This window comes from Planktothrix sp. FACHB-1355, from assembly GCF_014748295.1.
Classification (GTDB): Bacteria; Cyanobacteriota; Cyanobacteriia; order Cyanobacteriales; family Aerosakkonemataceae; genus Aerosakkonema; species Aerosakkonema funiforme_A.
In genome coordinates this window covers 1-15,916 of record NZ_JACJUP010000031.1, presented here as the reverse complement: position 1 = coordinate 15,916, position 15,916 = coordinate 1, and the positions used below count along the sequence as shown (strand labels likewise).

The 15,916-nt window shown below is 45.3% G+C and carries 11 protein-coding genes; 2 read left to right on the top strand and 9 right to left on the bottom strand.

Annotated elements, in window-relative coordinates:
• The first annotated feature begins 238 nt into the window (after positions 1-238).
• Positions 239-1,636: a TldD/PmbA family protein gene (locus H6S82_RS03370; protein ID WP_190464077.1), complete on the top strand. Its 1,398-nt coding sequence runs from the start codon at positions 239-241 to the stop codon at positions 1,634-1,636.
• A gap of 195 nt (positions 1,637-1,831) precedes the next feature.
• Here H6S82_RS03370 and H6S82_RS34280 read toward each other — a convergent pair whose 3' ends face one another.
• The 9 genes from H6S82_RS34280 to H6S82_RS03325 all read right to left on the bottom strand — a co-directional run bounded on the left by H6S82_RS34280 (position 1,832) and on the right by H6S82_RS03325 (position 15,052).
• Positions 1,832-2,911 (bottom strand): GUN4 domain-containing protein, encoded by a 1,080-nt coding sequence (locus tag H6S82_RS34280; RefSeq protein ID WP_190464076.1) that lies wholly within the window; start codon positions 2,909-2,911, stop codon positions 1,832-1,834.
• Between the two features lie 51 nt (positions 2,912-2,962).
• Complete coding sequence (gene coaE, locus H6S82_RS03360) at positions 2,963-3,559, bottom strand: dephospho-CoA kinase (protein ID WP_190464075.1); 597 nt, start codon at positions 3,557-3,559, stop codon at positions 2,963-2,965.
• Between the two features lie 75 nt (positions 3,560-3,634).
• Positions 3,635-8,635 (bottom strand): PAS domain S-box protein, encoded by a 5,001-nt coding sequence (locus tag H6S82_RS03355; RefSeq protein WP_190464074.1) that lies wholly within the window; start codon positions 8,633-8,635, stop codon positions 3,635-3,637.
• 712 nt (positions 8,636-9,347) lie between these two features.
• Entirely contained in the window at positions 9,348-11,015 is a 1,668-nt protein-coding gene (gene cobA / locus H6S82_RS03350) for a uroporphyrinogen-III C-methyltransferase (RefSeq protein WP_190464073.1), read from the bottom strand.
• 27 nt (positions 11,016-11,042) lie between these two features.
• Entirely contained in the window at positions 11,043-11,780 is a 738-nt protein-coding gene (locus H6S82_RS03345; RefSeq protein WP_190464072.1) for a tetratricopeptide repeat protein, read from the bottom strand.
• Positions 11,781-11,929: 149 nt separating this feature from the next.
• On the bottom strand, positions 11,930-12,262 hold the full coding sequence (locus H6S82_RS03340) for a translation initiation factor (protein ID WP_190464071.1): 333 nt from the start codon (positions 12,260-12,262) through the stop codon (positions 11,930-11,932).
• 36 nt (positions 12,263-12,298) lie between these two features.
• Positions 12,299-12,763 carry a hypothetical protein gene (locus tag H6S82_RS03335; RefSeq protein WP_190464070.1) on the bottom strand — a complete coding sequence of 155 codons (465 nt, stop codon included), beginning with the start codon at positions 12,761-12,763 and terminating at the stop codon, positions 12,299-12,301.
• A 359-nt stretch (positions 12,764-13,122) separates the two neighbouring features.
• Positions 13,123-14,067, bottom strand: a complete 945-nt coding sequence (locus H6S82_RS03330) for a homogentisate phytyltransferase (protein WP_322111883.1) — start codon at positions 14,065-14,067, stop codon at positions 13,123-13,125.
• Between the two features lie 133 nt (positions 14,068-14,200).
• Positions 14,201-15,052, bottom strand: coding sequence for a methyltransferase domain-containing protein (locus H6S82_RS03325; RefSeq protein ID WP_190464069.1), 852 nt, complete (start codon positions 15,050-15,052; stop codon positions 14,201-14,203).
• 169 nt (positions 15,053-15,221) lie between these two features.
• Here H6S82_RS03325 and H6S82_RS03320 point away from each other — a divergent pair.
• Positions 15,222-15,916: potassium transporter TrkG (locus H6S82_RS03320; RefSeq protein WP_277926384.1), on the top strand; the 695-nt coding region annotated here is incomplete at its 3' end.

The following is a 15,916-nucleotide window of genomic DNA, read 5'->3' as shown; positions in this document are numbered from 1 at the left end:
GGGGCTAGGGGTTAGGGGTTAGGGGAAGAGGGAAGAGGGAAGAGGGAAGAGGGGAAATTTTGACTTTTGACTTTTGACTTTTGACTTATTTTCTCTCCCTCTTCCCCTAACCCCTAGTCCCTAACCCCTAGCCCCTAGCCCCTAGCCCCTAGTCCCTAACCCCTAACCCCTAACCCCTAGCCCCTAACCCCTTCCTTTCCTCTAAAATAAAGTCAGTTCATCAACACCACCATCGGCTATGCCCAGCTTAATTGCGGATGCCAAAAACTTGCTCTCTGACTTGATTGGAAAATATCGATCGCAAGTAGATTATTTGGCGATTCGATTGGAAGAAGCAGAAGGGACTGATATATTACTGCGTGCGGATAAGATCGAAACACTTTCCCAGGGTATCTCAATTGGTGGGCAGGTACGAGCTTGTTACAAGGGAGGTTGGGGTTTTGCTAGCTTCAATCAACTTTCGACATTGAAAGAACGGGTGGAAGAAGCGATCGCAGCTGCTCGTATAGTAGGAGATGAAGAAACTATCCTCGCTCCGATCGATCCAGTTCGGGATATCTTCGAGCTACCTTTGACCGGTACCGATCCGCGCCACATCCAATTATCTGAGAAAAAGACATTGTGCGATCGCTACACCCACATTCTTCGCAGCTTGGATAAGCGAATTACCACCACTTCAGTACGCTACAGCGACAGCGCCCAGCGAATTTTACTTGCCACCTCAGAAGATACAATGCTAGAGCAATCTTGGGTGGATATGGAAATGCGTTTTGCCGCTACAGCTCGCGATGGCGAAACTGTGCAAACCGGACGGGAAACTACAGGTTCTCGCAAAGCTTACGAAGATCTTACCAATCTCGATGACCAAGTTCGCAGTGCCGCACAACGAGCTGTAGACGCCCTCGCCCTACCTTCCGTCAAAGGTAACACTTACACGGTGGTGATCGACCCGATTCTCAGCGGTTTGTTTGTCCACGAAGCTTTCGGTCATCTTTCCGAAGCTGATATGGCATACGAAAACCCAGATTTGCTGGAAGTGATGACATTAGGACGGCGATTCGGGCCAAAAGAACTGCAAATTTTTGATGGCGCTGCACCTCCCGGACATCGCGGCAGTTATTTCTACGATGATGAAGGAACGCCGGCGACAACTACCCAGCTAATTAAAGATGGGGTTTTGGTGGGAAGACTGCATTCTCGCGAGACAGCTGGCAAATTGGAAGAAGAACCTACGGGAAATGCTCGCTGTCTCAACTATCATTATCCGCCGATCGTGCGAATGACGAATACTTGGATTGAGCGCGGTAATACGCCAGTCAAGGATTTATTTAAGGATATCAAAGAAGGCGTTTATGCTCGCAACTGGTTGGGTGGGATGACGAATGGCGAAATGTTCACCTTTAGCGCCGGGGAAGCTTGGATGATTCGCAACGGCGAAATTGCCGAACCTGTGCGCGATGTGACGCTTTCGGGGAATGTGTTTACAACTTTAGCCGATATTGAAGCGATCGGCGATGATTTCTACTGGGATGAATCCGGCGGTTGCGGTAAAGGCGGACAAAGCGGTTTGCCCGTCGGTTGCGGTGGCCCTTCTTTGCGAATTCGCAATGTCGTCGTTGGTGGCGAAGCAGCGTAATTTTGGATTTTGGATTTTGGATTTTGGATTTTGGATTAATTGACGCTCCCCAAGTGAGTTTGATACAATCTAAAATCCAAAATCTAAAATGATTTAGTTGTAGGGTGGGCAATGCCCACCTGATTAATTTAGTTGAATTTGAAAAAATTAATTGACAAACCTTTAAGTATTAGTTTTGGATGATTCTTACCTCCCTCAATCGTAAAGTTTGGAGAAAATAAATGTGAGCATAAAACCGTGATGGAATGCAGATCCTAACTCTTGCCTACCCACTGTTGGTAAATGACCTTTAGGACTATCTAAAGAGTAATTGATTTCACCATTAAATGTCCATTCGGGTGAGCCTTTAAGCAGCCAGCCAAGATCGATAGTAAGGGCAGTAGGTAGCGTCAATATTCCTTTAATATTGTATCTACTCAAAAAATCTTGAAAAGAATCTCCTAGACTTGCAGTTGAGTAAGTAGGTGTTCGCTGCATAAAACTTATGACATACTGTTGGCGCTCTTCAACACTTAGATTTTGCCAATCATCGCCATCGAAAAAACCTATTTGTTCAAATATTTGGTAGAGTTCATTCCTTATTTTTTGAAGGAGTTCCCACTGAACGCTAATTCCAAAATGACCATCGCTATGAATAACCCATAGATAATCAATTGCTTGTAAGTCCTCAAGTAAAAAATTATCAATTGCCTCTATAACTGATGTTCTGACTGAGGATGAATCTTTATTGAGGAGTTGGCGATTGACTGTAAAGGTGAGTCTTGTTGTCTCTGCATCTGCTTCTTTCCAGTTTTTCCTAATTAGAAGGTCTTGCAATTTTAAGTGCATAGGCTTTATATTAGTATGGAAATAATTAGCAAATATTGAGTGTTTACTATCTTTTTGATATCGTTGTTTCGTTTGTGCGATCGCCACTTGAATGGCTTGTTTTAATTCTCTCCCATCAAAGGGTTTTTCGCAGAAGTGGAAATATTCAAACAACCCGGAGATTTCATCTGTAATTTTTTCCTTTTTCCCAGACATGACGATTAAGGGAATCCATCTCAACCGAGCTTGAGACTGGATATATTGAAAAACTTCCCAATCACTACCCAAAGCAATTTCAAAATCTAAGAGAATGATACTAGGTTTTTCACGTTCTAAGAAACTGATTCCATCTGTTGCATTATAAACCCAATGTATCTGAATACTATTCTTTAGCAGTAAATTTATCAATTGCTGAAACACCCTTTGCATATTTCTGGAATATTCAATAACCAAGATAGTTTTTGGCACAATCTTACTTTTTAGATATTGTCTATTAGCTTTGTATTATTGTTTATCGTATCATGCTTTTATGGCTGCATCAACCTGTTTTAATAAGGCTTCCAGAGTAGAAGAGTTATCCAAAACTACATCGGCTTTGTTACACTTTTCCTGAAGTGACATTTGACTGTTAATTCTGGCTTTGGCTTGTGCTAAAGTTAATTCATCTCGTTCTATCAACCTATTTAATTGTTGTTGTTCGTCAACAAAAACCACCCAAATTTCTGTGACTAAATCTGTCATATTTGCTTCAAATAACAAAGGTACAACTAACACTGCTGTGGAATTTAAAGGTAATCGCTCGATCGCTTCGACAAAACGATCGCGCACATAGGGGTGTATTTGTTGCTCTAACCAATATTTTTCTTGAGGATTGTTGAAAATAATATTGCCCAACTGTTGACGATTTAACGCACCTGAAGCTGCGAGAATATCCGCGCCGTAGCGTTCGGCTATGTTGTTAAGAATTGACGAGCCCGGTTGTACAGCTTCTCGTGCGTAGATATCCGCATCAAAAATAGGCAATTTGTAGGCATTGGCGAGATAATTTGCAACCGTAGTTTTGCCTGTGCCAATGCCACCAGTTAAACCAATAAGGCGATGATTGTTAATAGCCATTCGTGAATGAGAATTTTTCGGTAATTATTAGCCATTATTAATATTTTAGCTCGAATTAGTTTATAATGATTAAAGTTAAAATCTTAAATTATTTCTAAGTAAATCTTCTGCGGTTTTGCCGTCCACAGGCTTAGAAATGAAATAGCCTTGAGCGTATTCGCATAGCAGCGATCTGAGTTGCGCCAATTGGTCGGCAGTTTCCACACCTTCTGCGATCGCATCCATTTCCAAACTATGCGCCAAGGTGAGGATCGTCCGCACAATTTCCAAACTTTCGCTATCAACAGTCATTTGAGAGATAAAAGAGCGGTCTATTTTCAAAGTATCGATCGGCATCTGATGGAGACGCGCTAAAGATGAGTAGCCCGTACCAAAGTCATCTATGGAAAGCTGAATTCCCAAAGCTTTCAACTGTTCTAACATCGCTTTTTCGGAAGTAACGTTTCCTAACAAACCGGTTTCCGTAATTTCAATTTTCAAACTGTGGGGATTAATACCAGTTTCCCACAATATTTGGTTGATTTGCTCAATTAATCCTCTTGTCGATAACTGCACAACAGACAAATTTACACTTATAGTTAAAAGTATGCCATCGCCAAATTCCTTCTGCCAAATAGCCATTTGGCGGCAAGCTTCGCGCAATACCCAGCGATCGATCGCACCGATCGAACCGGTTTCTTCCGCCAGCGGAATAAACTGGTCTGGCGAAACAAAACCTCTTGTGGGATGCTGCCAGCGGACTAGCGCCTCAAAGCCACTAATTCTGCCGCTTTTGAGAGATACGATCGGCTGGTAATAAACTCGCAATTCCGAGCGTTCGATGGCTCGCCGCAAGTCTGTTTCTAACTGCAATTTCTCCACAGCACCAACGTGCCATCTCGGCTCAAAAAGGGCGTAACCTCCAAACCCAAGTTTTTTGGACTGGTGCATTGCCGTATCGGCGGCACGTAAGAAGTCAGTTGCCAAATCGTAATCGATCGTACTGAAAGCGATGCCAATACTGGCAGTAACAAATACCTCTTGTCCATCAAAATTAAACGGTAATTGCAATTCCTGGTAAATGCGATCGGCTACGCGGGTGGCGTCGCTGGGTTTTTCCAGATCTGCAAGAATTATGGCAAATTCGTCTAATCCTACTTGTGCCACAAAAAATTTGAGATTTTGGCTCGTTCCCAGACGACTGTCTAGAAATGCGGATTTGGGATTATTTACATTATTTGGTTGCTGGTAAATTTGTCTAAATTCTATATTCTTGTCACCTGCTGACAAGCCAAAATTTAAAATAGAAAATCCAAAATTGCTCAGGCAATTTTTTAAGCGATGAGCAGTCGCGACAAGCAGCCGATCGGCAACCTCGTGTCCCAAACTGTATTTAACGATCTGGAAGCGATCGAGATCGAGCAACATCACAGCAAACAAACCTGTTTCCCCACATTTCTTTTGTTCGATCTTCTGTCGGAGTCGCTCTAAAAACAAAGTTCGGTTAGGCAAGCCAGTCAGGGGATCGTAAAAAGCATAGCACCACAGCAAATCCTCCGCCTGCTTGCGATCGGTAATATCGGTAAGCGTACCGACATAGCCAAGCACTTCTCCATTTTCCCCAGTCTCCACGACAGCCTGACCGAATACCCAAGTGGTCAAGCCATTAGGATTTTTAAAACGATATTCCGATTCAAATCGGAAATTATCTCTAGTAGCCAGATCCCATTCACTTAAAACGCGCTCTCGATCTTCAGGATGCAACGCTTGCATCCAGCTTACTCCCAGAGACTCTTCTACTGTCAAACCGGTAATTTGACACCAACGCTCGTTGACGTACAAACACTCTCCCCTGATATCCGTGCGAAATATCCCCACCGGCGATACTTTTGCTAGGGTATAATATCGGCGCTCGCTTTCTCGCAAAGCATCTTCCGCTCGTTTGCGCTCGGTGATATCGTTTGCCAATATTAATTGAGCGCGTCTGCCAAAAAAGATCAATTCGTGGGCCGCGATCTCCACATACATGATAGTGCCATCCTTTTTGCGATTCCTCCACAGACTCCTGCGATTAATATCGGAATTCTGCTGAGATATTGTTTCTGCTAATAAGCTAGAAATATCTTCTGGCGGGTGAATATCTCTGATTGTCATCGCCAAAAATTCATCGCGAGAATACCCATAGTGCTGAATAGCCGCATCATTAACATCTAAAAATCTGAGTGTCTCAAAGTCATACACCCACATGGGATGGGGGTTACTTTGAAACAAATTGCGGTAGCGCTTTTCTGACCCTCGCAGTTCTAACTCTGCCAGTTTGCGCTCGGTGATATCTTGAACCATTGCCAAACTACCGATGACCGTCCCATCTGTTTCCAGGGGTAAGATATACCACTCGCAGATTATATTGCGTCCATCTTTGGTAATGTTGTGGTCGATTTTGGCAATTGAGGAGTCAGTATTGAGAATTGGAGATCGATCGGCGGTCATCGGTGGAATGCTTTCCCACTCACCAGTTACCAGATCGTGCAGACGCTTGCCCAAAACTTCTTCTTTTGTAAAAGAAAAGATTCTTTCTGCGGCGGGATTCCAATCGATTACGCCAAATTCAACATCTAGCTCGATACATCCGATCGGCATAGTGTCAATTTGCAGCTGGAGGCGTTCTTGTAGCTGTTTGGTTTGTTCGTAAAGCTGGGCGTTGAGAATTGCGATCGTACAGCGTTCGGCGGTGATTTCCAGTAAGTGCAGTTCCCGCTCGCTAAAAGGATGGACGCTCAACCAATCTAAATGCAGAACGCCGATCGTGTTGTTGTTGCGTTGCAGGGGAACGCCCAGCATCGTGCGAATACCAAGCTGTTTGAGGGGTTGGCCGATCGCGATCGGATCGCGCTGTACGTCTTCAATGTAAAGCAGCTTTTGAGTTGCGGCTATTGTACCTGCAAAGCCTTGTCCGATGGGGACGCTAAAGTGAGAACGATTTTCTGCATCAATCCCAATGCTGGCACGGACGCGCAGGCGATCGTTTTCTTTCAAAAGGATCGCACCCATATCCGCTTGCACTACGCTGGCAATTCTCAACAGCAGCACTTCTAGCAATTCATCCAGATTCAAAGTGCCGATCGCATTGGCAGTTACTGTCGTGAGAGCGGTAAGGTCTTCTTTCTCCTGTTTGAGTTGCTCTAACAACTGCTCGCGCTCGTTCTCCAGACGCTTGCGATCTGTAATATCTCGCGCAATCCCGATCGAACCGATAATGTTGCTTTGGTAGTCGCGCAAGACATATTTGCTGGCCAGAAAGGTTCGCGTGATGTTGTTAGCAGTAACGATTTCCTCAACTATTTCCGTTTCACCGCTGGCCATAATTTTGCGGTCATTTTCGATGATTCGATCGGCAGTTTCCGGCGAAAAAAGCTCGGTGTCGTCTCGTCCTATTATTTCTCCTAAAGGTTTTCCCATAATGCGGGCAGTTGTAGAGTTAGCTAGGACGTAGCGGCCTTCGAGATCTTTGACAAAAATCGCATCACTGCTTCCTTCCACTACGGCTTGTAAGAGGTTGTAGCTTTCTGCCAATACCGCTTGTACCCGTTTGGAATTGGTAATATCGTTTAAAGTGCCGCAAATGCCTGTGATGGTGCCATCCGGAGCAAAAGTTAACTGCGCTTGCAGTTCGACATAGCGCAACTCGTTGTTTTTCGTCACTAATCTTAGCTCGTAGCGACAAAATTCTGTTTGCCGTCGGTTTAAAGATTGAAATTCTTCTGAGTAATGTTGGCGATCGTCAGGATAAACGAAGTCTAAACAATTTTTACCAATACTTTCTGCGATCCTATATCCCGTGATTTTTGTCCAAGCAGGATTGAGAAATGTCCACACGCCGATTGTATCTATCTGGAAAATTACTTCGGCGACGCTGTTAACAACCGCTCGATATCTTTTCTCTCTTTCTTCAAGAGTGCGAAAAGTCGAGTCGCGTTCGCTGACTGAACGTTGTAAATATGCTGCCATCTCATCAAAAGCTAAGCCAAGTTGTTTGATTTCTCCTCCTGTCAATCGCCAACAAACGCGGGTATTGAAATCTCCATCTCCTAAACGTTTTGTTGCCAATAGCAGGGCTTTGATTTGACGTATAACAAACAACTCGCTGCCTATCCAAGCAGCAGTTAGCATTAAAGATGTACCTACTCCTAACCAGATTAAGTTGCGGATAAATGTTTGGTTAGCGACGGCGAAAACTACTTTTTTAGGTATGCCAACGCTTACGTATAGAGAGCTTGGCATGGAGCTTAGCAACGGATCGTTAGTGTTAGTCTCCAGGGGTGTAACGACATACAACCGAGATATGCCATCGACTCCAGGAGTATAAATAATGCCTTTGTTTGCTCGCGATCGAATGGTTTCGATGGTATGTGTTTCTGGGGCTTTACGCCCGACCCAGGTTTCTGGGTTGGGGTAGCGAGTTAAAATCGTACCTTTGCGATCGATAATAGTGAAAGACGCTCCAGGTGGCAGTTCGGCGCTAGGAGCGATTTGATTGAACCAGTTGAGATCTAGCGCTGCATAAATGACGGCTTTGACCTCACCGGCTCGATCGCGAACGGGATACCCAAAGTCGATCGTCGCCTTGTCAGGGATATGACCGATTTGATATTCACCGATAGAGAAGTCGCGATCTTTAATGGCAAGCTGAAACCAGGTGCTAGAAGCTCGATTAACCGAGTCTTTCCCAGAAATAGCGCTACAGCGAACTTTGCCGTGGCGATCGACTACTCCTATATTGGCGTACTGTCGGTATTGTTGTTGCAGAGCGGCGAAAAGAGTATTACACGCTGCATTGGAACTGGGTGTTTCTATCCCGACGCTTTGCACTTGCGGCAGTTGCGCCAAGGTCATTAGCACTTGGCGCGTCACCTCGATCGATTGCTCCTGAATTTTAGACGCAAGCTCAGTCAACTGCAACGCATCTTTCTGCGCTACCGCTAATGCCTGTTGGCGTTCTTTCCAGTACGTGTAAAGTGTGAGGACGAACGTCGGAACTACGGCCAGGAATACCAACAAAATCAGGCGGAAACGCAAACTGGCAAATACCGATATCAACCTGGATTGCCCTCTGTGTTTGCTAGTGCTGAATTTTGTTTCTGAGCTTTGCATCCGCAAGTTTATTTGTCTATCCTTTCGGATTTTAATTTTTTTATTGTGTTTCTACTTACTCATCCACTAGGGATAATCCTATATTATAATTGGATTAAATAACCTTTGACAATCATATTCAATTTTTTATTATTTTGATGACATTTATCAAATAAATTCACAATTTATGAGTGCTGGAAATATAGACATAATATGTTTTGCAAAATAAAATTTTATCAACCGTTTTGAGTATATATGCCTGTCTATTTTAGCAAACTATTCTGATTATTTACTTTCAAAGTTAAGGTTGGCCTACAAGATTTTTCCCAAAACCCTCTCAGTAAGTGCAGGAAACTTATATTTCAGCTGTCATTTTGTCAGACTCTTCCTTTAAAAGGTTATGTCTGCATGAATCGCTATTAGACATCTCCAATAACTCTTGTGGGGTAGGCATCCTGCCTGCCGAGATTCTTTTTTGGAAAGGTCTAATTTTCTACTACCCATATTGCCAACCAAGGTGCTTATGGAAGCCTAGCGGGTGTTATTTTTTATTTTACCTATAGATAAAAAAGCAAAAGTGTTTGTCAAGAAAAATTTTAGGCTTTCTGTTCGTATTATAAATTTCTGCGATTTCACTAAGAATTTCGGTATAATATTATACCCTTTGCCAAACATAATCTTAAATCTCCATTAAGGCTTTTAATAAGCCTTCCAGAGTATATTCTTTCGCCTCTACATCGACTCGTCCCAGTAACTGCTGACAAGTTTTGGAAGTTTGAGGGCCAATGGAAGCAATGCAAACGCCCTCCAACACATCCATAGGTAGAGATGCTTGTACCAACCGATCGAAACATTGCACGGTTTTGGAACTAGCAAAAGTAACTGCATCCACTGCTTTGCGCTGTAGAGCGTCGAAAGCTTCTGGCGGTATATCCGTCGGACACTGAGACTGATAAGCCGGTACTTCCACGACAACAGCGCCTTGAGCGGTTAATTCTTGTACCAGTACTTCTCGCCCCCCAGTTTCCACTCTGGGGAAGAGAATTTTTTGGCCGACTAACTGTGCTGGGAAATTTGCCACAAGGGAATCGGCCACAAAATCTGGTGGGATAAAATCGGGTATAACGGAGTGTTGTTGCAGGCGTTGGGCTGTTTTTTTGCCAACTACAGCAATTTTGAGGGTAGCTAGAGCGCGGGCATCTTTGCCTTGTGCTTGCAGTCGTTCAAAAAAATAGTCTACCCCATTGGTGGAAGTGAGAATTAACCAATGAAAAGTGGGAAGATTTGCGATCGCACTATCCAGATCCGACCAACTAGAAGGAGGGCCAATTGACAGCGCGGGCATTTCAATTACCCTTGCGCCTGCTTGTTGCAACAGGTCACCAAACTCGCCAGATTGACCCACCGATCGAGTCACCAGGATAGTTTTGCCAGCCAGAGGAAGCAACCTCTCCTCGTCAGACGGAGAGGGGAGAAGAGAAGCAGAAATTTGTGAGTCCTGAAAATCGATCGATCTTGGGTGTTCGGTATTTGTCACGGTGATAGAAATTTGCGGTTGAGGATTCTCAGTGTCGAATTTTAAATCATCCTCGCTCTCGATCGCCACTTTATAACCAGAATCGCCGCTAAGTAAATACGGGCGTAACCCCACAACTTCCCCGATCGCGATAACTGCTGGCGAGAGGGACGCCCCAGCAGTGACTTGAACAATATTGCCCAGTTCTCCTGTCCAAACTTGTTGTTGGGGATGTCCCGCCCAGCGAATTACCGCGACGGGAGTTTTTGGGGATCGTCCGTATCGTTGCAGGCGATCCACAATTTCCGCTAAATAACGCCCTCCCATCAAAATTACCAGCGTGTCAATCCCAGAGAGAGTCTGCCAATCTAACTCGGCTGGGTCGTGACCGCTGAGAACTGCAAAACATCGACTCAACACCGGGTCAGTCAGAGGAATTCCCGCAAACAGCGGTGCTGCTAGCGCCGAAGAAATTCCCGGCACCACTTCAAAAGGACAACCTGCTGCCAGCAAGCTCTCAATTTCCGAGCCACAACGACCGAAAATGAACGGATCGCCACTTTTGAGCCGCACTACCTGCTTTCCTTGCTGACATTGTTCCACCAGCAGGCGATCGATTTCTGCTTGCTTAATGCTGGGGCGTCCGCCGCGTTTGCCCACATCAAACAAGCAGCAATTGAGGGGTACTAGGTGCAACAGTCGCCCATCCACAAGGGCGTCGTAGACCAAAACTTCTGCTTGCGCTAACAGCTGTTGCGCCCTCACCGTGAGGTAGGCCACATCGGAAGGCCCAGCACCCACCAAATAGACTTTGCCTTTTTGCCCGGTCATAGTTTCGCTTTTGCGAACGCCAATTTTTTACTTTTGTTCGTTCACTTTTTGAATGATTTCATCGACTTTACCAGCTTGCTCTTTTTGACCCTGGTTTTGCAATAAATCTCTAGTTGTTCTCAAACTGGCGAGCGCTTCCTCTTTCTTGCCTTGTTCGGATAAGCCCAATGCCAAGACATAATGAGCTTGTGCAAAGTCGGGCTTGAGGCGAATGGCTTCTTTTGATTGTGCGATCGATTCGTCTAATTTGCGCTGTTGACCCAAAGCCACAGCTAATTTAATATGAGTCTCTGGATTATCGGGAGCAAGGCGAACAGATTCCTTGTAGTGAGAGGTTGCCTCATCTATCTTCCCCTGACGTTGCAGAAGCACACCCATGTTAGAGTGAACCTCTGCATTTTTAGGGTCTAGCTGAAGCGATTTGTTCCATAATTCCTCTGCGCTCTTAAAATCTTGTTGTTTGACCTTTTCAATACCTTGCTGATAGTAATCCGCAGCGCTGCCTTTCTCTACAGGGGCTGGGGCTGGGGCTGGGGCTGTTTGAGTATTGGCAGTATCTGTTTGTGAAGAGGCTGCTGGGCTGGCTGGCGGAGTTGGGTTAGAATTTTGTGGGTTGGAAGCTGATGCCGAAGTTGCTGGCGAAGCTGACGGGGTAGAGTTGGCGTTTGGCGAGTTTGACCCTGATGAAGAACAACCAAAAGTAGATAGGCTCAGACTGATGACAGTAGCCAGAAGCAGGTGTTTGCGTTTGATTTGATGAGACATTAGGAGATCCGTAATCGTAGCTCTAAGCCTAGTGTGACAGAAGATTTAGAGGTTGACTAAATCAACAAAAGGCAGTAGCAATATGTAGCTCTGCCTTTATTATTGTGCGATCGCACATCCATACTAAGCTGAAGGTTCGCGGTTTACCTTTACCAGCGGGACTCCTGGTCTGCGGGGTCGCCATAGGGGTCTTCGCTGGCGGGACGAATATCGGGGAACATTCCTACATCGGCGGGGTCACCGTAGGGGTCTTCGCTCGCCGGACGAATATCGGGGAACATTCCTACATCTGCGGGGTCACCGTAGGGGTCTTCGCTCGCCGGACGGACATTACCGAACATTCCTACATCTGCGGGGTCACCGTAGGGGTCTTCGCTCGCCGGACGGACATTGCGATCGTCATCATTGTATTCTTCTTCCGATCGTCGATCGTTATTGCCAAAGATGGCATCTCCCACGTTTCGCAAAAATCTATCTACCATGATTTATCTCCGTTAAATTTGTGTCAATATCGGCACTTACTGTGCGGGTACTAAGTCGGTGAGATCGCGCCCTGCGGACTGTCCGTTATATCCCTGGAAGTCGCGATATCGTTGCGCTTCTGACTCCGGAACTCTAATTCCTTCCGGCGGCGGTGTTACCCACTGTGCGCGTCCTTGTGCATCCCGGTAGTAAACTCGTCCGTTCTTGGAAAGGTAGTACTTGCCCTGTGGCCCTTGCTCTTGTTTGTTTCTATGCTGGTTGTAGAGATAGTAAAGTGCCGCAGCTCCTGCCAATATGGCCACTTTCTGACCGTTTGACAACCCTTGACGCGCTTGGGGTGTAACTGGGCGGGAAGTTTGACCTGCTGGATACCTACTGTCGCGGGGTGGTAGCGCTTCATTCGATCCTCCGCAGGCGGTCAAAAGTGGCAGACTTAGGAATGCTGTCAGCAGCAAGGCAATTGTACGCGAAATTTTTGTCTGAGCGAATATTTTATCCATTGTTTCTCCTCTGGTTTTGGGCTATTGGCAGCAGCTTTTGGCGCAGTTTATCAACCTGCACCGCCAGAAAAAACAGTGTTTTTCTTCAATTAATTTCTGAAGTCAAATGAAGCTGGACTGTTTGCGATCGCCACCATTACCGCTTCGCAGCTACAACAGCTATATTTGCTTGTCTGTTATTTCAATAGTGACGAAATCTGCAAATAGTTCCCTCCAGCCTTAGATAGAAGTTAGATAGAAGGTTTGTTCGTCCTCTGGTAAGATACGGCATCTAAGGCTAGATAAATAAGTCACCGGATGCAAGGATTTTAGATTTTGGATGAGAGGATTTTGGATTTGCTTTGCCACAATCCTACATTTTAATTCAAAATACAGGCGGCAGGAAAAATCAGATATTCCAGGAAAAACAATTTCCAGATAAATTGGTAAAACTGAGCGATCGCACTTCGATCGTGCAAGTCTACATTCCGACTGCGCCACCACATCAAACCCAGCATTATTACATGAGAGCCAATTAGAAAAACTTGGTTGACCGATGCCAGATAAAGTATGGCAACAACGCTCATCCCTACATAGCATACGGTTAACACCCAACGGGCTAAATTAAACACAGCCACCGCGCCGAGTTTAATTGTAAAAGTGCTCATGTTGTATTGGCGATCGCCTTCTATATCGGGAACATCTTTGAAAATGGCGATCGCAAATGTAAACACCAAAATGAATAGCGTCAGCGCCCAAACTTCTCCCGTCACAATTATCTCTTTTGCGTTGTGCAATTTCTGATTAAAGTGCAAAAACAGTCCGATATTAACTATTGCTCCGCGCACGCTAAAAATACACAAAGCCGCCCAAAACGGAAATCGTTTCAACCGAATTGGCGGTAAAGAATAAGCTGTACCAATTGCCAAACTAACGCTTACCATCAACAACAAAAATGGCCCCATCACCCAAGCGAATAACAGTGCCAATACGCCTGTAATGCCAACAATTAACTGAGCTTGGCGTGGCGAAAATTCACCCGCAGCTAAGGGCAAATGCGGTTTGTTAATTCGATCGATTTCAATATCTTCTAGCTGATTTAGTCCGACAATGTAGATATTGCCGCACAGACAGGCAATCCAAGTTCCCCATAACTGCCACAGTTGCAGGTGGAAATTTTCATTAGATGCAGATTGGGCAATTAAATACAAGCCTAAAACACTCAGGGTTGTACCGATTATGGTATGGGGACGAGAGAATTTCCAGAAAGAGTAAATCCCAGCAGCATATTGCCGCACTCCCTGCGGATGGGAAGTATCGGTTATACCAGAACGATCGGGGATAATCTGACTCACAAGCTACCTATATGATTGCAGAAAGCACCAACACCGCTACACAAGAAATAATGCCACAACCAAAGCAGAAAGACGATCGCTTTGTCTGTGTCCGTGATTATTGTCACTGCTTATTAGCACAGAGCAAACCAAATCTAATTAAGCCGCGCTCATAGCCTTGCTTCATTAAGCCTAAAGAGAGTGCTGCCTGGATTGTACCCCAGCCGCTGCAAAGCAAACCGAAGATAGCTCTGAGATCGAAAGCAGAATCTATGACTATATCCCAAAATGGCGCGACAGCTTTTGACCAATCTGCGGTTCTGATATTTTGGAAGGAGAGGTTGCGGGCGATCGCTTCGTATTCGGGCAGCGAAATCACATAAGGCAAGCAATAAACTCGATAAATCTCCTCTAAATGCTTTTGCTCATCTGGCGTGAGGGGGGCGTTTGGAGGCGTTGCGGGACGATGACACCAAGTTACCATCAGGAACGTTCCCCCTGGCTTTAACACTCGATCGCACTCCTGCATAAACTTCTCCTTATCAGGCATATGTTCGCCACTTTCCAGCGCCCAAACAAAGTCAAAGGAGGCGTCAGCAAAAGGCATATTGAGGGCGTCTGCAACTTGGAAATCAGTTCTGGCGCTCAGTCCAGCTGCTAAGGCTCGTTCTTTCGCCCTAGCAGCTTGTACAGGGCTGAGTGTAATTCCCCAGGCAGATGCGTTAAACTTTTCTGCAAGGTAAAGAGTGCTGCCACCAATTCCGCAACCTACATCGAGGATACGATCGGCCTGTTGCACTCCTGCCCAGCTGAGCAGTTCTTCGATCAGGTCAATTTGCGCCTGACGGCGGTCTTTTTTGAGGTCGCCATTTGGCCCATAGTAGCCGTGGTGCATATGTTCTCCCCAAATCTGTTCCCACAGACTGGAGGACGAATCGTAGAATTGCTGAATTTGCCGATAAAGAGTTGAAGTCATGGATTGCTGTGTGTTTGTACAGACCGGAATTAGCCTAGCAGACGATCGCTCCGCAGTACACGCTTCTTTTTCCAGTCTATGACTTACAAACCAAAGAGAAATTTTTCCGATCGAGAAAGTACTCCTTTAGGAGTAAGCTTCAAAAAAGATTATTAAATCACTATTGTCTATGACCATATCAAGAACCATTTGCCTGGGATTCTTCACCGTTATTGCCGTAGGAACTCTTCTGCTGATGATGCCTTTCTCCACCAGTAGCGGAAGCTGGAATAATCCGCTGGTGGCCCTCTTTACATCGACCTCTGCCGTTTGCGTTACCGGTTTATCCGTTGTAGACCCAGGTACATATTTTTCTTTTTGGGGTCAATTTTTTATTGTTGCCCTGGTTCAAATTGGCGGACTGGGCTACATGACCACAACCACTTTCCTGATCTTGCTTGTGGGCCGCAGGTTCGATCTCAGGCAGAAAATGGCTATTCAGCAAGCTTTGGATCGTCCCGGTATACAGGATAGCGCTCAAGTAATTCGATCGGTCATTGGCACTACAATGATTTTTGAAATTACGGGAATTTTCCTGCTGATGTTTGTGTTTGTGCCTGACCACGGTTGGAATTATGGGCTGTGGTTGTCAATTTTTCATAGTATTAACTCTTGGAATAATGCGGGGTTTAGTTTATTCAGAGATAACTTGATTGGTTATCAATCATCGGTGTTATTAAATTTGGTTGTACCGGGATTGATTATTTTTGGTGGCATCGGCTACCAGGTGATTTTTGAAATGTACGTGTGGGTGCGCGATCGCATTTTGAGAAAACCATATTGCCAGGTGTTATCGCTGAATTTCAAGGTGGCCACCAGCACAAC

Excerpts from the sequence above, each read along its gene's own strand:
- H6S82_RS03370 (WP_190464077.1), top strand. The coding sequence starts at position 239 with ATGCCCAGCTTAATTGCGGATGCCAAAAACTTGCTCTCTGACTTGATT.
- coaE (WP_190464075.1), bottom strand. The coding sequence starts at position 3,559 with ATGGCTATTAACAATCATCGCCTTATTGGTTTAACTGGTGGCATTGGC.
- cobA (WP_190464073.1), bottom strand. The coding sequence starts at position 11,015 with ATGACCGGGCAAAAAGGCAAAGTCTATTTGGTGGGTGCTGGGCCTTCC.
- H6S82_RS03345 (WP_190464072.1), bottom strand. The coding sequence starts at position 11,780 with ATGTCTCATCAAATCAAACGCAAACACCTGCTTCTGGCTACTGTCATC.
- H6S82_RS03340 (WP_190464071.1), bottom strand. The coding sequence starts at position 12,262 with ATGGTAGATAGATTTTTGCGAAACGTGGGAGATGCCATCTTTGGCAAT.
- H6S82_RS03335 (WP_190464070.1), bottom strand. The coding sequence starts at position 12,763 with ATGGATAAAATATTCGCTCAGACAAAAATTTCGCGTACAATTGCCTTG.
- H6S82_RS03325 (WP_190464069.1), bottom strand. The coding sequence starts at position 15,052 with ATGACTTCAACTCTTTATCGGCAAATTCAGCAATTCTACGATTCGTCC.